Raw genomic sequence first — 21056 nt, forward strand, 5'->3', positions numbered from 1 at the left:
TGCGAGGATTGCGAGGGCGGAAAGGAGTGAGGGGTGCGACGGGCCTTCGGGCTCAGATGAACTTCTGGCCCGCGAGGAACTCGGCGAGCTGCTTGGCGCCCTCGCCCTCGTCCTTGACGATCGTGCCCGCGGTGCGGGCCGGGCGCTCGGCGGCCTCGTCGACCTTGGTCCAGGAGCCCTCGAGGCCGACCTCGTCGGCGTCGATGTCCAGATCGTCCAGGTCCAGGGACTCGACCGGCTTCTTCTTGGCGGCCATGATGCCCTTGAAGGAGGGGTAGCGCGCCTCGCCGGACTGGTCGGTCACGGACACGACGGCCGGGAGCGCGGCCTCGAGCTGCTCGGTCGCGGTGTCGCCGTCGCGGCGGCCGGTGACCTTGCCGTCCTCCACGGAGACCTCGGACAGCAGCGTGACCTGCGGCACGCCCAGGCGCTCGGACAGCAGCGCGGGCAGCACGCCCATGCTGCCGTCGGTGGAGGCCATGCCGCAGACGACCAGGTCGTAGCCGGTCTTCTCGACGGCCTTGGCCAGCACCAGGGAGGTGCCGATCGCGTCGGTGCCGTGCAGGTCGTCGTCCTCCACGTGCACGGCCTTGTCCGCGCCCATGGACAGCGCCTTGCGCAGCGCGTCCTTGGCGTCCTCGGGGCCGACGGTCAGCACGGTGACCTCGGCTTCGTCCCCGCTCTGCCGGCGGCCTTCGGCGATCTGCAGGGCCTGCTCGACGGCGTACTCGTCGAGCTCCGACAGCAGACCGTCCACGTCCTCGCGGTCGACGGTCAGGTCATCGGCGAAGTGCCGGTCGCCGGTGGCGTCGGGCACGTACTTCACACAGACAACGATCCTCAAGCTCACGCCGGCTCTCCTACATGCGTCGTCATTACTGGCTGCCTCGTCTCACAGGCAGCATAGGCGCCTGATCGGGCGGAATCCGGTCCGGTGGGGCCGGCTCTCCATCCAGGATATTACTCGTCAGTACACCCAGGCCCCTACCCGGAGGCAAGGCCGGTGAACTGTGACCTTTCCAACGGCTCAGGAGGGCACTGTGCCCTCGCTCAGCGCGTTGTAACGCCCCGCGTGGTACAGCAGCGGGCGGCCCGTGCCGGAGGGGTCCCCGGTCACCACCTCCGCCAGGACCACCCGGTGGTCGCCGGTCGGCACCCGGGCCACCACCCCGCACACCGTCCAGGCGAGCACGCCCTCCAGCACCGGCACCCCGTGCGGCCCCCGGCGCCAGCGGGTGGGCGGCGCGAAGCGGTCCGCCCCGGGACGGGCGAAGGTGGCGGCCAGTTCGCGCTGGTGCTCGCCCAGTATGTGCACTCCCACGTGCTCCGCCTCGGCGACCGCCGGCCACACCGAGGAGGCCGTGGCGATGTTGAAGGAGATCAGCGGCGGCTCGGCGGCGACGGAGGCCAGTGAGGTCACGGTGAACCCGGCGGGGCGGCCCCGCCCGTGGGCGGTGATCACGGCGACTCCGGCGGCGTGCCGCCGGAAGACGGCGCGCAGCAGGGCGGGGCCGGTCTCGGCCGCCTCCGGTGCCCGCTGAATGCCGTTCGGTGCGCTCGTATGAGATCCCCTGCCCACGGCAGGCCAGGCTGTCCACCACGGGCGGTCCGCGTCAAGTTCGCCCCCGCGGATGGGACCAGGGTCACGCGGCCGCTGCCCCTTCCGGCCGCTGCGGTCCTCCCGGTCCTCACACGGCCTCTCCGAGCGCGGCGATGACATCGGCCCTGCGCGGCTGCCCGCTCGCCCGCCGCGCGATCCGGCCCCGTGCGTCCAGCACCAGGACGGTGGGGGTGCGCATGATCCCCAGCCGCCGCACCAGATCCAGCCGGCACTCGGCGTCCACCTCCACGTGGACGACGCCCTCCACCATCTCCGCCACCTCCGCCAGGATCCGCCGGGTGGCCCGGCAGGGCTGGCAGAAGGCGCTGGAGAACTGCACCAGCGTGGCACGCTCCCCCAGCCGCTCCGCACCCACCTCCTCGGCGGTCAGCCTCTCGTCCGCGTCCCGTGCGCGCACCGTCGTCCTTCCCCTCCGTCTGCCGTGCGCCATCCCGAAGGCGCCGGCCAGCGCCGACGCCGCCAGACACACGGCCGGTCCCGTCATCCCTGTCGTACCCGCCATACCGGCCGTCCCGTCGCCCGTCGCCTCTCGTCGCTTCCCGCATCGTCTCCCACAGCGCCGGGGGCCATGCCGCCGATTCCCGCATCCGGCCGCCATCGCCCCCCTGGGTGCGGAATGCTGTCGCCGTGAGGGCCGACATACGGGAAACGCGGTTCTCCGCCGCCGTGACCACCGCGGTCCTGGCCGCGGTGCCGGTCAGCGGGAGCTCCTGGCCGCTGGCCGCGCAGGCGCTGGTGTTCGCGGCCGGGGCGGGGCTCGGCACGGCGCGCTTGCCGTACGGACTGGTCTTCCGCCACCTGGTCCGGCCCCGGCTGGGACCGCCGGCCGGAACCGAGGACGCGGCGCCGCCCCGTTCCGCACACGGCGTGGGCCCGTTCTTCGCCCTGGCGGGTCTGGTGGGGTACGGCGCGGGGCTCCCGTGGCTGGGCACGGCGGCGACCGCGTGCGCGCTCGCGGCGGCCTTCCTCAACGCCGCCTCCGGCTACTGCCTGGGCTGCGAGATGCACCTGGCGCTGCGCCGGGTACCGGGGCGGGGCGCCGGAGGCGCCCGAACGTGACGAGGATCTCCCGCCCCCGGAACTGGCCAGGGAAGTTACGGCCACGTAGGTTCGGGTAGACCCGCCGGGAGAACCCTCCCCAGGCAGCCTCCCAGAAGGGTCCTCCCAGATGGCAGAACTGGTGTATCCGCCCGTGATCGGCGCAGCCCGCACCCTGTTCAGGGCACTCGACCTGCGTTTCGACATCGACGGAACCGAGCACGTCCCGCGGCGCGGCGGTGCCGTGCTGGTCAGCAACCACATCGGCTACCTCGACTTCGTCTTCGCCGGACTGACCGCCCGGCCCGCCAAGCGGCTGGTGCGCTTCATGGCGAAGGAGTCGGTCTTCCGGCACAAGGTCTCGGGACCGCTGATGCGCGCGATGAAGCACATACCGGTGGACCGCTCGCAGGGCGAGCACGCCTACCGCCACGCGCTGAAGGCGCTGCGCTCGGGTGAGATCATCGGCGTCTTCCCCGAGGCCACGATCTCGCAGTCGTTCACCCTGAAGAACTTCAAGACGGGTGCGGCCCGGATGGCGCAGGACGCGGGCGTACCGCTGCTGCCCGTCGCGCTGTGGGGCACACAGCGGCTGTGGACCAAGGGCCACAAGCGGGACTTCGGCCGCAACCACTTCCCGATCACCATCCGGGTGGGCGAACCGATACGGCCCGCCGAGGGCGAGTCTGCGGCCGGGCTCACCGGGCGGCTGCGCGACCGCGTGCAGGAGCTGCTGGAGGCGGCCCAGCGGGCGTACCCGGTGCGGCCCATGGGGCCGGACGACACCTGGTGGATCCCCTCGCACCTGGGCGGCACCGCCCCGACCCCGGCCGAGGCGGGTTCCCTGTAGGCCGGGGGCGGCGGGTGCCACGGCCCCTGGGGCAGCGGCCGCCTGCGGCCTCGCGCGGTCCCCGGCCCGCCTCCTGCTTCCGGCTCCATGCCCCGGAAGCCCGGGAAAGGAGGGGCAGGCGGCCCGCCCCTCTTCCGGTCTTCCGGCAGGCGGGCCGCCCGAGCGGTCAGCGGGCCATCTCCTCCCCCAGCGCGGCGACGAAACCGTCGACGTCCTCCTCGGTGGTGTCGAAGGAGCACACCCATCGCACGTCGCCGGCGGCCTCGTCCCAGAAGTAGAAGCGGTGGCGCTTGCGCAGCCGCTCGCTCACGTCGTGGGGAAGCCGGGCGAAGACGGCGTTGGCCTGGACGGGGTGGAGGATCTCCACCCCGTCGACGGTGCGCGCGCCCTCCGCCAGCCGCCTGGCCATGGCGTTGGCGTGGGAGGCGCTGCGCAGCCACAGGTCTCCGGCGAGCAGCGCCTCGAACTGCACGGAGACGAACCGCATCTTGGACGCCAGCTGCATCGACAGCTTCCGCAGATGCTTCATCGCCCGCACCGCCCCGGGGTTCAGCACGACCACGGCCTCGCCGAAGACCATGCCGTTCTTGGTGCCGCCGAAGGAGAGCACGTCCACACCCGCGTCCGTGGTGAACGCCCGCAGCGGCACGCCCAGCGCGGCCGCCGCGTTGGCGATGCGGGCGCCGTCCAGGTAGACGGCCATGCCGCGCTCGTGGGCCGTCTCGCAGATCGCCCGGATCTCCTCGGGCGTGTAGACGGTGCCCAGTTCGGTGTTCTGGGTGATCGAGACCACCTGCGGCATCGCCCGGTGCTCGTCGTCGAAGCCGTACGCCTCGCGCTCGACCAGTTCGGGGGTGAGCTTGCCGTGCTCGGTGGGCACGGCCAGCAGCTTCAGTCCGCCGACCCGTTCGGGCGCGCCGCACTCGTCCACGTTGATGTGGGCGCTCTCGGCGGTGACGACCGCGCCCCAGCGGTCGGTGAGGGCCTGGAGGGCCACGACGTTGGCGCCGGTGCCGTTGAAGACCGGGAAGACCTCCGCCGCCGGTCCGAGGTGGGCGCGGAAGACCTCCTGGAGGTGGGCGGTGTACTCGTCCTCGCCGTAGGCGGTCTGGTGACCGCCGTTGGCGAGGGCGAGCGCCGCCAGGATCTCCGGGTGCGCGCCCGCGTAGTTGTCGCTGGCGAAGCCGCGCGCCCGCGGGTCGTGGCGGCGCCGGGCATCCGTCGACGGGGATACCGGGGGCGCCGGGGGTGCCTCGGTCGGGTGGGCCTCTACGGTTGCGGGGTCAGCCACAGGCGGTGTCCGTTCACTTCCTCGGCGGGCTTGTCCCAGACACCGGCGATGGCCTCGGCCAGCTCTCCGACGTCGGTGAAGCCCGCGAACTTGGCGTTCGGGCGCTCGGCGCGCATCGCGTCGTTGACCAGCGCCTTGACCACCAGGATGGCAGCCGCGGCCGGCAGTCCCGCGTCCGCCCCCTTGCCCGCCTTGCGGAAGGCGTCGGCCAGGGCCAGGGTCCAGGCCTCGGCGGCGGCCTTGGCGGCGGAGTAGGCGGCGTTGCCGGCGGTGGGGCGGGTGGCGCCGGCTGCGCTGATCAGGACATAGCGGCCGTTTCCGCTGCGGCGCAGGGCTCCCTCGAAGGCCAGGGAGGTGTGCTGCACAGTGCGTACCAGCAGCTTCTCCAGCAGCTCCCAGTGGGACAGATCGGTCTCGGCGAAGGCCGCCGAGCCGCGCCAGCCGCCGACCAGGTGCACCAGCCCGTCGACGCGGCCGTACTCCTTCTCGGTGCGGGTGGCCCACTCGCGGGTGGCCTCCAGATCGAGCAGGTCGACGGTGTCGCCGGTGACGGCGGCGCCGCCGTGCGCGAAACGGGCCCTGTCGACGGCCTCGGCCAGCCGCTCGGCGTCCGCGTCGGCGGCGACGACGGTGGCGCCCCGTTCGGCCAGGCTCAGCAGCGCGGCCTGGCCGGCGGGCCCCGCCGCGCCGGCGACGGCGACGACGGCGCCGTCCAGGGGGCCGCCGTTGCCGTTGGGTGTGCTGGTCATGGTGATCGCCTCTCTGTGACGTCCGGTGGTCACGCCGCGGCCGGGACGGCGGACTCGGCGGTGATGCCCTTGGTCGATGCGATCACGTTACGCAGCTTCTTGGCGAGGGCCTCGTAGAACATGCTCAGCGGGAACTCGTCGGGGAGTACGTCGTCCACCAGCTTGCGCGGCGGCAGGCTCAGGTCCAGGGCGTCGGGACCCTTGGCCCAGGTCGAGCCGGGGTGCGGGGCGAGGTAGGTGGAGACCAGCTCGTAGGCCTTGAACCAGTGGACCAGCTTCGGGCGGTCGATGCCCTCGCGGTAGAGGGTCTCGATCTCCTCGCGCAGGTGCACGGTCACCTCGCGGGCTCGCTGCCAGTCGATGCTGAGCCTGTTGTCCGTCCAGCGCAGGGCGTCGTGCTTGTGGAGGTAGGCGAACAGCAGCTGGCCGCCCAGCCCGTCGTAGTTGCGGCTGCGCTCACCGGTGACGGGGAAGCGGAACAGGCGCTCCAGCAGCACGGCGTACTGCACGTCGCGGCCCTGCTCGAAGCCGTCGGCCTCCAGCTTCACGGCCTCGTGGAAGGCGGTGAGGTCGCAGCGCAGCTCCTCCAGGCCGTACATCCAGAACGGCTGGCGCTGCTTGATCATGAACGGGTCGAAGGGCAGGTCGCCGTGGCTGTGGGTGCGGTCGTGGACCATGTCCCACAGCACGAAGGTCTGCTGGGCGCGCTTCTGGTCGGTGAGCAGCCCCCGGGCGTCCTCGGGCAGCTCCAGCTCGGTGACCTCGCAGGCGGCGTCGACGACGCGGCGGAAGCGGGCGGCCTCGCGGTCGCAGAAGATCCCTCCCCAGGAGAACCGCTCGGGCGCCTCGCGCACGGCGACGGTCTCGGGGAAGAGGACCGCGGAGTGGGTGTCGTAGCCGCTGGTGAAGTCCTCGAAGGTGATGCCGAGGAAGAGCGGGTTGTCGTAGCGGGTGCGCTCCAGCTCGGCCAGCCAGTCCGGCCAGACCACGCGCAGGACGACGGCCTCCAGATTGCGGTCGGGGTTGCCGTTCTGCGTGTACATGGGGAAGACGACCAGGTGCTGGATCCCGTCGGCGCGGCGGGAGGCGGGCTGGAAGGCCAGCAGGGAGTCCAGGAAGTCGGGGACACCGAAGCCGCTCCCGGCCCAGCTGCGCAGGTCGGCCACCAGGGCGCGGTGGTACGCCTCGTTGTGCGGGAGCAGCGGCGCGAGTTCCTCGACACAGGCCACGACCCGCTCGACGTGCCGCTCGACCTCGGCCCGCGCGGGGGCGCCCTCGGCCTCGAAGTCGATGGAGCCGTCCTTGGACTGGGCGGGGCGGACGGCCTCGACGGCCTCCTTCAGCACCGCCCAGGCGGGGTGCTCCACCACACGGCCGGTGAACGGGCCGCCGGCGGTCGGAGCACCACCCGTCATCACCGCGGGCGAAAGGATTTCCGTCATTGCTACCCCTCCACAGAAGAAACTCTCGTACCAGCACCGTAGCTGCGCAGACTTCCCCGATCAACCCGAGGAGGAGAAAGTTCTTCTGTCGAGCACCCGCTGTACGGATGTTTTTCCTGCGAGTACCCCCTGAAACGGAAGAGAAGGCCGTATGTGCGCCGAGGACGCCGGTCCGGCGCGCTCCGTGCCCGGCCACCGGGGCCGCCGCCGCCCCGCGCCCCGGGCGGTGATCGTCCGCGGCTACTCTTGCCGCGCGTACGCACCGCCGCTTCGGACACCGCAGGAAAGCGAGAACGCGCCGTGCCACTGCTGACCGTCGGGCACCGCGGGGTGATGGGCGTCGAGCCCGAGAACACCCTGCGCTCCTTCGTCCGGGCCGACCGCGAGGGCTTCGACGTCATCGAACTGGACCTCCACCTGAGCCGGGACGGCGCACTGGTGGTGATGCACGACGCCGACGTGGACCGCACCACCGACGGCTCCGGTCCGGTCGTGGACAAGACCCTCGCCGAGCTGCGCGAGCTGGACGCCGGCCGGGGCGAGCGCGTCCCGGTCTTCGAGGAGGTCGTGGAGGCGGTCTCCGCGCCGCTCCAGGCCGAGATCAAGGACCGCGCCGCGGCGCGGGTGCTGGCGGAGACCGTCGAGAGGCTCGGCCTTCACCGGCGGGTCACGGTGATCTCGTTCCACGACGACGCCCTGCGCGAGACCCGCAAGCTACTGCCGGACATCCCCATCGCGCTGGTCACCGGCAGGTCCACGCCCACCGCCCCCGAGCGCGCCGTGGACCTGGGGGCCTCGACGGTCTCCTGCGAGCTGCGCCGGCTGGACGCGGAGGTGGTCGGGCGCTGCCGCGCCGCGGGGCTGAAGGTGATCTCCTGGACGGTCAACACCGACCGGGACCTGGCCCGCGTCCGCGAGCTGGGGCTGGACGGCGTGGTAACCGACCTGCCCGACGTCAGGAGGGCGGTCGGCGAAGCGGCTTGACCAGCAGCTCGAACTCCAGGTCGTCGCGGAGCGGGACGCCGAAACGCTCGTCGCCGTACGGGAAGGCACTGGTGTGACCGGTGCGGGCGTAACCGCGGCGCTCGTACCAGGCGATCAGGTCCGCCCGGGCGGTGATCACCGTCATGTGCATCTCGCGGGCGCCCCAGCGCTCCCGCACCATCCGCTCGGCCTCCGCCAGAACCGACCTGCCCAGCCCGCCGCCCTGGAGGACCGGCCGGACGGCGAACATCCCGAAATACGCGACGGCCTCCCCCGCACCGCCCTCGCGGCGCTCCAGCTGGCAGCAGGCGACCGGCTCCCCGTCCCGCTCGGCGACCAGCATCAGGCTGCCGGGGGCACGGACGACGCCGGCGACGCCCTCGGGGTCGGTGCGCTGCCCGTCCAGCAGGTCCGCCTCGGTGGTCCAGCCCGCCCGACTGGCCTCGCCCCGGTACGCCGACTCCACCAGGGCGACCAGCGCGGGGACGTCGCCCTCGCCCGCGGTCCTGAAGCTCAGGCCGGAGGCGGTCCCGGAGACGGTGTCAGGGACTGGGGAGGCGGGGTCGTTCACGGTGTTCGGGGCGTTCATGGGGCCGAGCCTAACCCTCCGTCCGCGCGACCCGGCCGCTCGGCCCGTATGCCGGACAGCGCCCCGGTCACGGCCTAGGCTCGGTGCCATGGTTCACGTACTGAGCAGCCGGGTCCTGCTGCGCCCCACCGACCCGGACCGTTCGCGGGCCTTCTACGGCGGCGCCCTGGGGCTGGCCGTGTACCGGGAGTTCGGCACCGGGCCGGAGCGCGGGACCGTCTACTTCCTGGGCGGCGGTTTCCTGGAGGTCTCCGGCCGCTCCGACGTCCCGCCCGCGCCCGGCCTGCGGCTGTGGCTCCAGGTCGCCGACGCGGCCGGGGCCCGTCAGGAGCTCACCGCACGCGGCGTGGAGGTGCTGCGGGAGCCCAGGCGCGAGCCGTGGGGGCTGGTGGAGATGTGGATCAGCGATCCGGACGGGGTGCCGATCGTCCTCGTCGAGGTCCCCGAGGACCATCCGCTGCGGTACCGGCCCGGTATCTGAGGTCTCCCGCACGGGCCCCGGGCACGGTGCTGCGGCACCAGGGGTATGCGCTCCGGCCTCGCTCCCCCACTGCCTCCGCGCGCTCCCGTACACGCGTCCGGCACCGGGCATCCTCACCGCGGAACCGGCCGGAGCGGCCGGCCGGGAAAGCGGCGGGGAGGCGGGGTGTACGGACCGGAACCGGTCGGCTGGATGCTGGTGGCCCTGTGCGGCGCCGTGGGCACGTACTGCCTGCGGCGAACGCGCGGCGGCACGCCCGGGCAGCGGCGGGAGGCCGCCGGCGAGGCGGTGATGGGACTGGGTATGGCCGTGATGGCGCTGCCCGCCTCGGCGGTGGACCCGCCGCCGCCGGCGGTCTTCACGGCGCTCTTCGGCGCCGCCGCGGTGTACGGGCTGGCGCTGGTCCTGTTCGACGGGGAGCACCGGCTCCCCCATCTGCACCACACCGTCGGCGCCCTGGCCATGCTCCACATGGCACTCGCCATGGCCGCCGCCCCCGCCCACGGGCACCATGCGGCGCCGGCCGCGCACCCGGTCCCCGCGGCGGCGGCGACCGGGGCGCTGCTGGTCTATTTCGCGCTGTACGCGCTGCTCGCGGGGGCACGGCTGGTGCCCGCGCCGGGCTCCCTCCGCCTCCCGGCCGCCGCCTCCGGTGCCCGCGGCGGCCCGGTGCTACGGCCGCCGCGGGCACCGGAGGCGGCCGCGGCCTGCCGACTGGCCATGGGCATCGGGATGTTCACGATGCTGCTCACTGTCTGATGGCCCCGCGAAGGCCCCTGGCGGTCCGGTGAAACACCGGGCCGGTGAGGCGTGCGTCACTTCCCGTTTACGACCGGCCGCGGGGCGGCCGCCGCCTCATAGGCTGTTCCCCATGATGGTCGCGCTCACACTGATCGTCCTGGGCGCACTGATCGCGGCGACGGCGCCGCGCGTACTGGCCCGCGGCTCCTGGCCGGACCGCGAGCCGGTGCTGGCGCTGCTGGTGTGGCAGTGCGTGGTGGTCGCCGTGCTGCTGTGCTGCGTGCTCGCCATGGCCCTGTCCGGCGCGGCGGCCTGGCAGGCCGTGCGGGGCCACGTCTTCGCCCCGGCCCCGAGCCGGGTCGTCGAGGCGTACGGGCTCAGCGCGTTCGGCGAGTCCTGGCCCGCGGTGGTGGCGGTGGTGCTCGCCTGCGGCGGCGTGTGGACCGCCGCGATGCTCACCCGGGAGATCCGCCACGCGCGCGCCCGGCGGCACGCCCGGCACACCGAACTCCTCACCCGCGCCCCGCTGCTGCCCGGCGAGGAACCGGTCTCCGGGGAGCGGCTGGTGGTGCTGGAGAGCGAGCGCCCGGACGCCTGGTGGCTGCCGGGGCGCACGCCCCGGCTCGTGGTCACCACCGCGGCGCTGCGCCGCCTGGGGGGACGCAGGCTCGACGCCGTCCTCGCCCATGAGCAGGGCCATCTGCGGGCCCGTCACGACTGGCTGCTGAACTGCTCGTCCGCGCTCGCCGCCGGCTTCCCACGGGTGCCGGTCTTCCGCGCGTTCCGGGACCAGGTGCACCGGCTGGTGGAGCTGGCGGCCGACGATGTTGCCTCACGGCGCTGCGGACGGCTGGCGGTGGCTCTGGCACTGGTCGAACTCAACGAGGAGCGCGGGGTCTTCGACCCGTACGCCTCGCACCCCGGCGCACAGGTGCCGCAGCGGGTCGACCGGCTGCTGAGGGCCGCCCCCCGGCTGACGGTGGTCCGGCGGCTGCGGACGACCGCGCTGGCGGCCCTGGTGCTGATGGTGCCGCTGCTGGTGGCCTTCGCCCCCGGGCTCAGGGCGCTGGGCTGACATCCGCGCGCCGCCATGCGCGCCCCCTTGACCGGCCAACCCGCCGACCGGACGGTTGGACCGCCGTCCAGCGGCGATTCTCTCCACCATGGCCCCCTCCTCCAGGCGCTCCTCCCCACGCTCCTTTCCGCGTTCTTTTCCGTGCCTCGCCGCCCCGCTGTGCACCGCTGCCGCCGCCGTACTCACCGTGCTCGTCCTGGCGGGGTGGGACCCGCTGCTGGACCTCGACGCGCGCGTCACGGCCGAACTGCACCGCACAGCGGTCGACGAGCCGGGCTGGACGCGGCTCAACCGGGTGCTGACCGACTGGGTCTGGGATCCGTGGACGATGCGGGCCGTGCTGGTGGTGACGGTCGTGTGGCTGGTGCTGCGCGGCGTGCGCCGGCCGGCGCTCTGGCTCTCGGCCGCCGCGATCGCCGGCACCGCCCTCCAGCAGGCCCTGAAGGCTCTGCTCGACCGCGACCGCCCGCGCTGGAGTGATCCGGTGGACTCCGCGGGCTTCGCGGCCCTGCCCTCCGGCCACGCCATGACGGCGGCGCTCACCTGCGGTCTGCTGCTGTGGCTGGCGCAGTTGCGCGGAGCGGGCCGCCCCGTGCGCCTGGCCGTTGCGTGGGTGGGCGCGGTGAGCGTCACCGGAGTGGGCTTCACACGGGTCTACCTGGGTGTGCACTGGCCCACCGACGTGGTCGTCGGCTGGCTGCTGGGCTTCGCCGTGGCCGCCGCCGCGGCGGCGCTGTGGAGCGGACGCGGTCCCCGGCCCCCTCGACCGGAGCGACGCGGACCGGGAGGATCGGACCCATGGTGATCAGAGGCGTCCTCTTCGGCTTCTCCGGGAAACCGCCGCGTGCCGTGCCCGGCGAGGCGGGCCCCACCCTGCCCGGCGGGCTGCTGCCGGTCCCGGACCTGGTGGGCCGTACGGCTTGAGCGGCCCGGCCGGGCGGAGACGGGCGAAGGCACCTGAGGAAGGCCGATCTCGGGCGATCCCCCGCGTCGCCCGAGATCGGCGTCCGACCGGACACCGCCGTACTCACAGGTCGGCGTCCGGAGACCGCTGAGTATATTGGCCCTGAGCCAGTCAACGCAGGAGTTAACAGGATGTCCCCTCGCAGCGCATCGGTCAATGAGGAGTTGCGCCGGCGATCCCGCGAGCGGCTGCTGCAGGCGACGGTGGAACTCGTCGACGAGCGCGGATACGAGGCGACGACCCTGGGGGACATCGCGGACCGGGCCGGGGCCGCACGGGGTCTGGTGTCGTACTACTTCCCGGGCAAACGCCAACTGCTCCAGTCCGCCGTCCACCGGCTGATGCACCTCACCCTGGCCGGGGCGCTGGAGCGCGAGCCGCGGCCCGTGGGCCCGGACGCCGGGCGGGAGACGCTGGCCCGCGCGATCGACGCGATCCTGGGTCTCGCCCGCGACCGGCCGACGCTGATGCGCACGCACATGGCCGGGATCCTGCAGCACGAGGGCTTCGTCCGGTGCGACGAGCAGCAGCGGCTGGCCGGACTGCTGCGCGACACCGTCGCCGGCTACGGCTCGCACGACCCGGACACCGACTATCCGCTGCTGCGCGCACTTCTCATGGGGGCGGTGGTGGCCGTGCTGCTGCCCGGGGCGCCGATGCCGCCGGCGAGACTGCGCGCCGAGTTGTTCGCACGGTACGGACTGGACTGGGAGCTGGGATTCCCGCCCGACATCTCCCGGAAGGAGCAGCCCGGGCAGGTCCCGCTGCTGCCGCTGTCGGGCCCGCTCTGACGGCCCCGCGCCCGGGGGAGGAACGGACGGGGGCCCCGGCGGCACGGCCGCCGGGGCCCGGTGTTCAGCGGTTCGGGCCGGCTCGGCCGGCTCAGCGGTAGTCGGGCTGGGTCTGCGGGTTGAGCTCGTCCAGCCGGACGCGCTCGGCGCCGGCTGTGCGACGGTCCCGGATCCGCAGGACGTCGAGGCCCATCTGGATGTCGTTCGAGTAGACGTGGCCGTTGTAGTAGTACGCCGACCACGAGCCGCCGATGGTGTCGGGGTCGGAGTACGGGCCGCGCTCGAAGTACCCGATCTCCCGGGGCCTGGTGGAGTCGGTGAAGTCCCAGAAGGAGACACCGCCCTGGTACCAGGCCTGCACCATGATGTCCCGGCCCTCGACCGGGATCAGCGAGCCGTTGTGGGCCACGCAGTTCTCGGTGTCGGCCTGGTGCCGGGGGATCTTGAAGTAGCTCTTGAGGACCAGCTTGCGCTGATCGCCCTTGCCGGTGATGTGGTAGATGCCGTTCGCGCCGCGCTTGTCGCCGACCTCCGCGTTGCAGGTGGCGCCGACGCCGCCGCCGAGCTCGTCGGTGAAGACGACCTTCCGGCCGTTCTCGTTGAAGGTCGCCGAGTGCCAGAACGCGAAGTTCTCGTTGTCCTGGACACGGTCGATGACGCGGGGCGCGGCCGGATCCGAGATGTCCATCAGGACGCCGTCGCCCATGCACGCGCCCGCGGCGAGCCTCGGCTCGGGGAACGCGGTGATGTCATGGCAGCCGGTGGTGGGCACCGTGGCGACCGGGTTCTCCGGCGGACCCGGGTTGCCGCCGTCCGGGAAGAGGACGGGGAAGTCGACCACCGACGCTTCCCCGGGTGCCTCGCGCGGCACCTTCACGATGGAGATCCCGTCGTGCGGAGGCCGGCAGTCGGGGAAGGACTCGTCCGGGAAGTAGGACGAGACGTAGACGTAGACGTCCCCGCGGTCGGGCACCAGCGTGTGGGTGTGCGAGCCGCAGGCGGTCTCGACGGCCGCGACGTACTGCGGGTTCCGCTTGTCGCTGATGTCGAAGACCTTGATGCCCTCCCAGGAACTCTTCTCCGTGGGCGACCGGGTGGTGCTGTTGCAGGAGTCGTCGCTGCGCGAGGAGTCCGTGGACAGGAAGAGCAGGTCCCCGGAGACGGAGATGTCGTTCTGGCCGCCCGGGCACAGGACCTGGCTGACGACCTTGGGGGACTTCGGGCGGCTGATGTCGTAGACGGTGAATCCGTCGTAGTTGCCGGCGAAGGCGTAGCGGCCCTGGAAGGCCAGGTCGGTGTTGCGGCTCTTGAGCGCCCCCTTGGGCAGGTTGGTCAGATGGGAGACGTTCCTGCTGTGGACGACCTCGTCCACACCGGGTGTCCCGCCGCTTTCGATGGCGGCTTCGGCTTCCGTGCGCTCCTGCTTCGAAACCTTCCCGGACGTGGCCGGCGAGTCACCGGAGTCGGAAATCGCCGCCGCCGGTCCGGCGGCCGGGAGCGTGGACAGCAGGCCGAGTACGGCCGCGGCCGCGCCGAGGTGCCTGCGCCGTGCACGGGGTCTGGGCAACGACGTCACTGCTTCCTCCCTGTCGATCCGCCTGGCGCCGACCCGGGTTGGGCGGCTCACGGACTCGGGCAGTATGGCTCCTCACGCCCCCGCGTCGACAGGGGGATACGAACACGGTGCCGGGCCCCTCCGTGTCAGGATTCGGACGTGCCGGAGCGTCCCGTGCCAGGACCGGGGAAGCGGCACACCCCGTGCCACAGGAGGAAAAGTGACAGACCGTCACAGGTTCCGGTTCTCCGCCCGCGTGCTCCCGTCCGCGCTGGCGGCGCTGGCGGCGCTGGCGGCGCTGACGGCGCTGACGGCGCTGACCGGCTGCGAGGACGGCTCCGACGAGGCGGCCCCCGGCGGCGGCCCCTCCGTGATCGCACCCGGCAGGCCGGGCGAGGCCGCCGAGACGCTCTCCGCCGAAGAGGCGCGGAAGGCGGGGGAGGCACGCAGGGGCGAACCGAACGCCGCGGACTTCTCCTACGTCACACGGATGATCGAGCATCATCGGCAGGCGCTGGTGATGACCGACCTGGCCGAGGAGCACGCGGAATCGGGCAAGGTGCGCCGGCTCGCCGACCGCATCGCCGCGGCCCAGGGGCCGGAGATCTCGGCGATGCGGTCCTGGCTCAAGCGCAACGGCCAGGGGGGCCGCGCGGACCACGAAGACCACGGCGGCGCACCGATGCCCGGCATGGCGACCGAGGAGCAGCTCGACGAGTTGCGGCAGGCCCGCGGCGAGGACTTCGACCGGCTCTTCCTGAAGCTGATGACCGCCCACCACCGGGGCGCCGTGACGATGGCCAAGGACGTGGCGGCCGACGGCCGTGACATCCAGGTCCAGGAGATGGCCGGGGACGTGGCCGTCCAGCAGACGGCCGAGATCAACCGGATGCGCTCGATGCCCTGACGGACCGCGTCGAGCGGGGGGCGTCACGGAGCGCGCGGGCCGGGGTCCGGGCGCCCCGTCCCGTCGTCCGCCCGCTCCCGGGACACGGCGGGGAGGTGCTCAGCCGTCCCGCCCCTCCTCCTGGCGGGCCGCCGCGGCGAGCACGCTGTCCAGCAGCCCGGGGAAAAGCCGCTCCAGGTCGTCACGGCGCAGGGCGTTCATCTTCGCGGTGCCCCGGTAGTTCTGGCTGATCAGGCCGCTCTCGCGCAGCACTCGGAAGTGGTGTGTGGTCGTCGACTTGCTGACCGGCAGGTCGAAGAGCGAGCACGCCATCTCCTCACCGCCAGCCGCCAGGGCGCGGACGACCCGCAGGCGCACGGGGTCGGCGAGTGCGTGCAGGACCTCTTCCAGCCGGATCTCCCGCGCGGCCGGATGCTCCAGCTCTCGGGCGGTGTTCGGGGTCTGGGCTCGGGGTGTCACGACTCCATACTACGAAGGGCATCGTAGTTTGACACACGACGTACTACGACGTCTATCGTATAAGCCTGTTCGGCCAGGTGCCCGCGCCCAGGGCCCCGGCCGGCCCCGAACCGACCCCGAACCGACGAGGAGCCTTCCGTGAGCGCCCTGTTCGAGCCGTACACCCTGCGTTCGCTGACCGTGCCCAACCGCGTCTGGATGTCTCCGATGTGCCAGTACAGCGCCGAGTCCACCGGACCGGACGCGGGCGTCGCGGGCGTCGCGGGCGACTGGCACCTGGCCCACTACGCGGCCCGGGCGGCCGGCGGCACCGGGCTGATCATGGTGGAGGCCACGGCCGTCTCCCCCGAAGGCCGGATCACCCCCGGCGACCTGGGGTTGTGGAACGACCGGCAGGCCCAGGCGCTGCGGCGGATCACGGACTTCGTGAAGGAGCGGGGCGCCGTGGCCGGCGTCCAGCTCGCCCACGCCGGCCGCAAGGCGTCCACCGACGCCCCCTGGCGCGGCGGCGCCCCGCTGGACGCCGGCCACGGCGGCTGGCAGGCGGTCGCCCCCAGTGCGCTGCCCTTCGCGGAGGACCGTCCGGCGCCTCGGGAGATGACTTTGGAGCAGATCGACGAGGTGGTCGGCCGGTTCGCCGACGCGGCACGGCGGGCGCTGGCGGCCGGGTTCCAGGTCGCCGAGATCCACGGCGCGCACGGCTATCTGGTCCACGAGTTCCTCTCCCCGCTCTCCAACCGGCGCACGGACGCCTACGGCGGGAGCCTCGAGAACCGCACACGCCTGGCCCTGCGGATCACGGACGCGGTGCGGCAGGTGTGGCCCGAGGACCTGCCGCTGTTCTTCCGGGTCTCGGCGACCGACTGGACGGAGGGCGGCTGGAGCCCCGAGGAGACCGTGCGTCTGGCCGCACTGCTGCGCGAGCACGGTGTGGACCTGCTCGACGTCTCCAGCGGAGGCGCCGTGCCGGGGGCGCGCATCCCCGTCGGCCCCGGCTACCAGATTCCCCTGGCCGCCCGCGTCAGGGCCGGGGCGGGGCTGCCGGTGGCTGCGGTGGGCCTGATCACCGAACCGGGGCAGGCCGAGAAGGCCGTCGCGAACGGCGAGGCGGACGCGGTCTTCCTCGGCCGGGAGCTGCTGCGCGACCCGCACTGGGCGCTCCGCGCCGCACGAATGCTCGGTGCCGGGTCCGTACACCTGCCCGACCAGTACGCCTGGGCCGTTTGACGCCCGGTCACCGTGGCGGCCCGCGCGGGCGGCGGCCGGTGGACACGACCGGCTGAGAGGCGTCGGGCCGACACAGTAGAGTGACCGCCCACATGGGCACCCTTCCTCAAGTGTCATCCGTTTTCAGTTCACGCTGGTCGCCTGAACAGCACAAACACCAAAAGCCCCCGAGATCCGGGGGCTCTTTGCTTTCCCAGGGAGGGGACATGGCTTCAGGGCCGGAGCACTACAAGAAGGCCGAGAAGCTGCTTCGCCGCATCGAGCGCCCGTACGCCGTCGAGGGCACCGAGGCCCCGCAAGCCGCCGTGCCGGCAGCTTGCGGGGACCATCCGTGCCCGCATCGAACGCGGGGACTGGAAAGTCAACCGCCCGATCGCAAGCGGATCCAGGCTGGTGGACGAGTTCGGCCTGTCCAGGCCCACGGTCCGCAGGGCCATCGCTCTGCTGGTCGAACAGGGCTTCCTGTTCGTCGTGCCCCAGTAGGGCACCTACACGGCCGAGAGGCCAGAGGAAGCATCGGAGCGTAGCCGGCGGTACGGCCGCCCGCGAAGCCAGGCAGGGACCGGCCTGGGACTCCAGGACCGGCAAGGGGCGGGGCCGCTTCATGCTGGCCCCGCCCCTGCACACGCCGCGGGACTCCTGGAACCACTGGCGGGACACCGTCCCGGTCGGTGAGGAGGACTTCGCCGACCTCGGCCAGGCCGTAGCCGACTGGACTCCGCGGGACATCGAGCCCGTGTGCGTCTGCGGCCTCAAGGGCACGGTGGCCTGTCGCCTCTGCGGCGCCGAGATGGAGCGCCACTGCCGCCGGCACAACAAGGGAGCACCAGCGCACACCCGTGCGCGCACAGCATGAAAGGGGGCGGTCGCCGTGCAGGACGGCTCCACCGGGGGAGAAGAGGCAGCCATATGGCTGCGTGAGCACTTCAAGGACGACCCCGCGCCGCGGGCCGAGATCGGCCGGACGCAGTCGAAGGCGCCGGACGACGATGCCTACCACAGACTCCTGGAGATCCTGTTCTCGCCCCACGGGTCGCAGCCGGCGGCCTAGGATGCCGGGCGACAGGTGACCCCGGCGGCGTGGCTGCGCCCCGGGGCCCGGCCAGCCTGACCAGGAGAGCAGACCGACGTGAGCAATACTCTCATGATGGCCGTTGAGAGCGCCCGCCGTGCGGGCGGCGGCCGGCCGCCGGTCGTGATGTACGCACGGGTGAGCACTGAAGACCAGAGGCGCGGCTTCGGGATCGCCCACACCCTCAAGAAGATGGAGCGGTATCTCGCCAGAAAAGACTGTGCCCCTGTCGGAGTCTTCAGGGACGAGGGGTACTCGGGCTCACTGGACCGTACGCAGCGCCCCGTCCTGAAGCGCCTGATGGAACTCGCCCGGCGGGGCGAGCTTCCCGGCGTCGCGGTCTGCGTCTGGGAGGAGCGGGCCATCGGCCGGCGGGACGGGGCCTTCTGGCCCTGGGTGTGGGAGATGGTGAGCGTCGAGCTGGGTCGGGCCTTCAGCGAAGAGGGAGTAACCCGACTGAACGCGGCCCTGGCCCGCACCGCCAGGCGGCGCTTCAAGAGGAGCGGTGTTCACCCGCTGAGCAAGAGGCTCTACTACTGGCAGTGCGGCAAGCACTACACGGGAGTGAACCGCACCGATCGGGTTGACCTGGCATACCGGTGCTCAGGGAAGGTGGAGAAGCACGCAGGCGCCGGGCGGTGCTCATGCCCTCAGGTGGACGCAGCCTCCATCGAGCGGCTGGTCCGGTCCGAGGTGTGCACACTCCTGGGAGACCCCGACAGGCTTCAGTCCATGTCGGAGGACTGGGTGAACATGGCCGCGGACAGCCGCGTTGACTACGCCGCCGGAATCGAAGACCTGGAGCGGAAGATCGACGCGCAGAACAAGGCCATTGCCGCCGTGATGGCGGCAGCCGCCAAGCAGGCGGCCCTGTCCGGCCAGGGCCCGGCCGACGCCATCGCCGGGGCCATCGCCCCGTTGAACGAAGAACTGGCCCAAGTCACCAAGCTGAAGTCGGAGGCCGAAGCCTGGGCCGAGGACGCCAAGCAGGCTCAGGCCAGAGCCCACGACCTGAGGGGGCTGGCGAAGGTCGCGCGTACCCGACTGGCCGACATGCAGCCGGCACAGCAGGCTGAGGTACTGGACCTGCTGGATGTACGCGTGACCATCACCGGAGAGGTGAAGCACAAGACCCGCAAGGATGACCGGCTGGCCCGGTGGTTCCGTTCCCGCGGCAGGAAGGTCCCCTTCCTGACCGACGAGGGATGGGAGCGCGTCGAACCGCTGTTCACCGTGCCCCGGGCCGGTCGCCCCAGTGCCTCCCCCCGGAGGCACCTGGAGGCGATGCTCCACAAGGTGCGCGAGAGTGTTCCGTGGCCGGAACTGCCGGACTCCTACGACTCCCCGGGGTCGGTCGCCACCAGCGCCGCGCGCTGGCCGGCCTCGGGCCTGTGGGACGAGATCATGGAGCGTCTGGCAGACCTTCCGGGCAGCGACCTGCCGGAGAACGGGATCGCCCTTCCACCCCTCCAGGTGGAAGGGCGGATCGATCCCCGACTTCTGATTTACACACAGCCGACACCCGGGAGTGACCGCCCATGACAGCACGACCGTTGAGCGAACTTGTCGAACCGGGCTGGGCCAAGGCGCTGGAGCCGGTGGCCGGACGCATCGCCGCGATGGGCGACTTCCTGCGCGCGGAGATCGCCGCGGGGCGCACCTATCTGCCCGCGGGGCCGAACGTGCTGCGCGCCTTCCAGCAGCCCTTCGACGACGTACGGGTCCTCATCGTGGGCCAGGACCCCTACCCCACACCGGGCCACGCCGTCGGGCTGAGCTTCTCGGTCGCCCCCGACGTGCGCCCGCTGCCCGGCAGCCTGGAGAACGTCTTCCGGGAACTGCAGGCCGACCTCGGACTGCCCAGGCCCTCGAACGGCGATCTCACCCCGTGGACACGGCAGGGCGTCCTGCTGCTCAACAGGGCGCTGACCACCGCGCCGCGCCGGCCCGCGGCGCACCGCGGCAAGGGCTGGGAGGAGGTCACCGAGCAGTCGATCCGGGCGCTTGCCGCGCGCGGCAAGCCGCTGGTGGCCGTTCTGTGGGGTCGGGACGCCCGGAATCTTCGACCGCTGCTGGAGGCGTACCCGGCAGTGGAGTCGGCCCATCCCTCCCCCATGTCGGCGGACCGCGGCTTCTTCGGTTCGCGCCCGTTCAGCCGGGCCAACGAGCTGCTGGTGCGGCAGGGCGGGGAGCCTGTCGACTGGCGCCTGCCGTGACGGACCGCCCGGCCCCCTGGATCCTGGGGATCGACTCGGGCGGGTCCGGACTGCGCGTCGCCCTGGCCCGGACCGGCGGCGCCGGCCGCGCGGCGGCGCCGGCCCCGGTGGGCACCGCCTCGTCCGGCCGTCCGGTACGCACCGGTCCCGCGGGCATCGACGCGGCCCACCTGCTGGAACTGGCGCTGCCCCGGGTCCGCTCCCTGCTGGCCGCCGCCGGGGCGGACCCGGCCGAACTCCGGATCGACACCGTGTGCGTGGGGGCGGCGGGCATGGCGACGCTCGGCGGCGAACTGCGCGCCGTTCTGCCGGAGGCGTTCGCCCGGGAACTGGGCGCCCGGCGCGTGGCGCTGGCCGCCGACGCCGTGACCGCGTACGCCGGCGCGCTGGGCGAGCGGCCCGGCGCCGTGGTGGCCGCCGGGACCGGGGTGATCGCGACGGGTACGGACCTGTGTTCCTGGCGGCGGGCCGACGGCTGGGGCCATCTGCTGGGCGACTGCGGCGGCGGCGCCTGGATCGGCCGGGCCGGTCTGGAGGCGGCGATGCGCGCCCATGACGGCCGGCCGGGCGGCTCGGCCGCGCTGCTCGCCCGCGCCGAGGCCGTCTTCGGCCCGGTGGCCTCCCTGCCGGAGAAGCTGTATCCGCGTACCGACCGCCCGGCGGTGCTCGCCTCGTTCGCCCCGGAGGTGGCCGGATGCGCCGACCGGGATCCGGTGGCGGCGCGCGTCGTCGAGGAGGCGGCCGTCCACATCGCCGAGAGCGCCACCGCCGTCTGCCCCGGGTCCGAGGGCAGCCTCGTCGCCCTGACCGGCGGGCTCTTCAAGGCCGGCGAGCCGCTGCTCGCCCCCCTGCGCCGGGAGCTGGCCGTACGACTGCCGCACACCCGGACCGTCCCGGCGGCGGGAGACCCCCTGGCCGGAGCCCTGCTCCTGGCCGGCCGGCTGGCCCGGGACGCGCTGCGGCTGCCGCGGGACCCGGCTCTCCTCCACATCCGGTGAGGCGGG

26 protein-coding genes are annotated in these 21056 nt (G+C 73.0%); 17 read left to right on the top strand and 9 right to left on the bottom strand.

Going from position 1 to position 21056, the window contains the following annotated elements; all coding sequences use genetic code 11:
- Nucleotides 1-52 precede the first annotated feature (52 nt).
- From ACGRHY_RS02655 to ACGRHY_RS02665, 3 genes are all read right to left on the bottom strand, one after another.
- Entirely contained in the window at nt 53-850 is a 798-nt protein-coding gene (locus ACGRHY_RS02655; protein ID WP_394633765.1) for an electron transfer flavoprotein subunit beta/FixA family protein, read from the bottom strand.
- 177 nt (nt 851-1027) lie between these two features.
- The gene (locus ACGRHY_RS02660) at nt 1028-1543 is read right to left on the bottom strand and encodes a flavin reductase family protein (RefSeq protein WP_394637901.1); all 516 of its coding nucleotides are present in this window, start codon (nt 1541-1543) and stop codon (nt 1028-1030) included.
- A 145-nt stretch (nt 1544-1688) separates the two neighbouring features.
- Complete coding sequence (locus tag ACGRHY_RS02665) at nt 1689-2105, bottom strand: TlpA family protein disulfide reductase (RefSeq protein ID WP_394637902.1); 417 nt, start codon at nt 2103-2105, stop codon at nt 1689-1691.
- A 143-nt stretch (nt 2106-2248) separates the two neighbouring features.
- On the opposite strand from ACGRHY_RS02665, the gene ACGRHY_RS02670 reads away from it, so the two are divergent.
- Both ACGRHY_RS02670 and ACGRHY_RS02675 read left to right on the top strand, forming a co-directional pair.
- Nucleotides 2249-2680: a DUF4395 domain-containing protein gene (locus tag ACGRHY_RS02670; RefSeq protein ID WP_394633766.1), complete on the top strand. Its 432-nt coding sequence runs from the start codon at nt 2249-2251 to the stop codon at nt 2678-2680.
- A gap of 109 nt (nt 2681-2789) precedes the next feature.
- The gene (locus ACGRHY_RS02675) at nt 2790-3509 is read left to right on the top strand and encodes a lysophospholipid acyltransferase family protein (protein ID WP_394633767.1); all 720 of its coding nucleotides are present in this window, start codon (nt 2790-2792) and stop codon (nt 3507-3509) included.
- Nucleotides 3510-3675: 166 nt separating this feature from the next.
- Here the strand turns inward: ACGRHY_RS02675 and ACGRHY_RS02680 are convergent, their stop codons facing one another.
- From ACGRHY_RS02680 to ACGRHY_RS02690, 3 genes are read right to left on the bottom strand one after another with little or no spacing between them, the layout of a single operon-like run.
- The gene (locus ACGRHY_RS02680; RefSeq protein ID WP_394633768.1) at nt 3676-4800 is read right to left on the bottom strand and encodes a threonine aldolase family protein; all 1125 of its coding nucleotides are present in this window, start codon (nt 4798-4800) and stop codon (nt 3676-3678) included.
- Complete coding sequence (locus ACGRHY_RS02685; protein ID WP_394633769.1) at nt 4779-5549, bottom strand: SDR family NAD(P)-dependent oxidoreductase; 771 nt, start codon at nt 5547-5549, stop codon at nt 4779-4781. The genes ACGRHY_RS02680 and ACGRHY_RS02685 overlap by 22 nt, the downstream gene beginning before the upstream one ends.
- A 29-nt stretch (nt 5550-5578) precedes the next feature.
- Nucleotides 5579-6991 carry a DUF6421 family protein gene (locus ACGRHY_RS02690; RefSeq protein ID WP_394633770.1) on the bottom strand — a complete coding sequence of 471 codons (1413 nt, stop codon included), beginning with the start codon at nt 6989-6991 and terminating at the stop codon, nt 5579-5581.
- A gap of 300 nt (nt 6992-7291) precedes the next feature.
- Here ACGRHY_RS02690 and ACGRHY_RS02695 point away from each other — a divergent pair, with 300 nt between their 5' ends.
- Nucleotides 7292-7975, top strand: a complete 684-nt coding sequence (locus ACGRHY_RS02695; RefSeq protein ID WP_394633771.1) for a glycerophosphodiester phosphodiesterase — start codon at nt 7292-7294, stop codon at nt 7973-7975.
- Here the strand turns inward: ACGRHY_RS02695 and ACGRHY_RS02700 are convergent.
- Nucleotides 7947-8564 carry a GNAT family N-acetyltransferase gene (locus tag ACGRHY_RS02700; protein ID WP_394633772.1) on the bottom strand — a complete coding sequence of 206 codons (618 nt, stop codon included), beginning with the start codon at nt 8562-8564 and terminating at the stop codon, nt 7947-7949. The genes ACGRHY_RS02695 and ACGRHY_RS02700 overlap by 29 nt on opposite strands.
- A gap of 88 nt (nt 8565-8652) precedes the next feature.
- On the opposite strand from ACGRHY_RS02700, the gene ACGRHY_RS02705 reads away from it, so the two are divergent.
- The 6 genes from ACGRHY_RS02705 (at nt 8653) to ACGRHY_RS02730 (ending at nt 12616) form a co-directional block, all read left to right on the top strand.
- Nucleotides 8653-9045: a VOC family protein gene (locus tag ACGRHY_RS02705; RefSeq protein WP_394633773.1), complete on the top strand. Its 393-nt coding sequence runs from the start codon at nt 8653-8655 to the stop codon at nt 9043-9045.
- 165 nt (nt 9046-9210) lie between these two features.
- The gene (locus tag ACGRHY_RS02710; RefSeq protein WP_394633774.1) at nt 9211-9804 is read left to right on the top strand and encodes a DUF5134 domain-containing protein; all 594 of its coding nucleotides are present in this window, start codon (nt 9211-9213) and stop codon (nt 9802-9804) included.
- A 112-nt stretch (nt 9805-9916) separates the two neighbouring features.
- The gene (locus ACGRHY_RS02715) at nt 9917-10861 is read left to right on the top strand and encodes a M56 family metallopeptidase (protein WP_394633775.1); all 945 of its coding nucleotides are present in this window, start codon (nt 9917-9919) and stop codon (nt 10859-10861) included.
- An 88-nt stretch (nt 10862-10949) separates the two neighbouring features.
- Nucleotides 10950-11666: a phosphatase PAP2 family protein gene (locus ACGRHY_RS02720; RefSeq protein ID WP_394633776.1), complete on the top strand. Its 717-nt coding sequence runs from the start codon at nt 10950-10952 to the stop codon at nt 11664-11666.
- Nucleotides 11660-11785 (top strand): hypothetical protein, encoded by a 126-nt coding sequence (locus ACGRHY_RS02725; protein ID WP_394633777.1) that lies wholly within the window; start codon nt 11660-11662, stop codon nt 11783-11785. Before ACGRHY_RS02720 ends, ACGRHY_RS02725 begins: the two co-directional genes overlap by 7 nt.
- A gap of 171 nt (nt 11786-11956) precedes the next feature.
- Nucleotides 11957-12616 (top strand): TetR/AcrR family transcriptional regulator, encoded by a 660-nt coding sequence (locus ACGRHY_RS02730; RefSeq protein WP_394633778.1) that lies wholly within the window; start codon nt 11957-11959, stop codon nt 12614-12616.
- Between the two features lie 91 nt (nt 12617-12707).
- On the opposite strand, the gene ACGRHY_RS02735 is transcribed toward ACGRHY_RS02730, so the two are convergent.
- Nucleotides 12708-14192 (bottom strand): LVIVD repeat-containing protein, encoded by a 1485-nt coding sequence (locus ACGRHY_RS02735; RefSeq protein ID WP_394633779.1) that lies wholly within the window; start codon nt 14190-14192, stop codon nt 12708-12710.
- Nucleotides 14193-14391: 199 nt separating this feature from the next.
- Here ACGRHY_RS02735 and ACGRHY_RS02740 point away from each other — a divergent pair, with 199 nt between their 5' ends.
- On the top strand, nt 14392-15078 hold the full coding sequence (locus tag ACGRHY_RS02740; protein WP_394633780.1) for a DUF305 domain-containing protein: 687 nt from the start codon (nt 14392-14394) through the stop codon (nt 15076-15078).
- A 99-nt stretch (nt 15079-15177) separates the two neighbouring features.
- Here ACGRHY_RS02740 and ACGRHY_RS02745 read toward each other — a convergent pair whose 3' ends face one another.
- Nucleotides 15178-15537, bottom strand: coding sequence for an ArsR/SmtB family transcription factor (locus tag ACGRHY_RS02745; RefSeq protein ID WP_394633781.1), 360 nt, complete (start codon nt 15535-15537; stop codon nt 15178-15180).
- 138 nt (nt 15538-15675) lie between these two features.
- Between ACGRHY_RS02745 and ACGRHY_RS02750 the strand changes: the two genes are divergently transcribed.
- The 7 genes from ACGRHY_RS02750 to ACGRHY_RS02780 all read left to right on the top strand — a co-directional run bounded on the left by ACGRHY_RS02750 (nt 15676) and on the right by ACGRHY_RS02780 (nt 21050).
- Complete coding sequence (locus tag ACGRHY_RS02750) at nt 15676-16764, top strand: NADH:flavin oxidoreductase/NADH oxidase (protein WP_394633782.1); 1089 nt, start codon at nt 15676-15678, stop codon at nt 16762-16764.
- A 141-nt stretch (nt 16765-16905) separates the two neighbouring features.
- The gene (locus ACGRHY_RS02755) at nt 16906-17247 is read left to right on the top strand and encodes a GntR family transcriptional regulator (RefSeq protein WP_394637903.1); all 342 of its coding nucleotides are present in this window, start codon (nt 16906-16908) and stop codon (nt 17245-17247) included.
- A 121-nt stretch (nt 17248-17368) separates the two neighbouring features.
- Nucleotides 17369-17620 (top strand): hypothetical protein, encoded by a 252-nt coding sequence (locus ACGRHY_RS02760; protein WP_394633783.1) that lies wholly within the window; start codon nt 17369-17371, stop codon nt 17618-17620.
- 15 nt (nt 17621-17635) lie between these two features.
- Nucleotides 17636-17815 (top strand): hypothetical protein, encoded by a 180-nt coding sequence (locus ACGRHY_RS02765; protein WP_394633784.1) that lies wholly within the window; start codon nt 17636-17638, stop codon nt 17813-17815.
- Nucleotides 17816-17893: 78 nt separating this feature from the next.
- Nucleotides 17894-19378 (top strand): transposase, encoded by a 1485-nt coding sequence (locus ACGRHY_RS02770; RefSeq protein ID WP_394633785.1) that lies wholly within the window; start codon nt 17894-17896, stop codon nt 19376-19378.
- Nucleotides 19375-20052: a uracil-DNA glycosylase gene (locus ACGRHY_RS02775; RefSeq protein ID WP_394633786.1), complete on the top strand. Its 678-nt coding sequence runs from the start codon at nt 19375-19377 to the stop codon at nt 20050-20052. The genes ACGRHY_RS02770 and ACGRHY_RS02775 overlap by 4 nt, the downstream gene beginning before the upstream one ends.
- Nucleotides 20049-21050, top strand: coding sequence for an N-acetylglucosamine kinase (locus ACGRHY_RS02780; protein WP_394633787.1), 1002 nt, complete (start codon nt 20049-20051; stop codon nt 21048-21050). The genes ACGRHY_RS02775 and ACGRHY_RS02780 overlap by 4 nt, the downstream gene beginning before the upstream one ends.
- The last annotated feature ends 6 nt before the right edge of the window (nt 21051-21056 follow it).

Source organism: Streptomyces shinuiensis (genome assembly GCF_043660855.1).
In the GTDB taxonomy this organism is placed as follows: Bacteria; Actinomycetota; Actinomycetes; order Streptomycetales; family Streptomycetaceae; genus Streptomyces.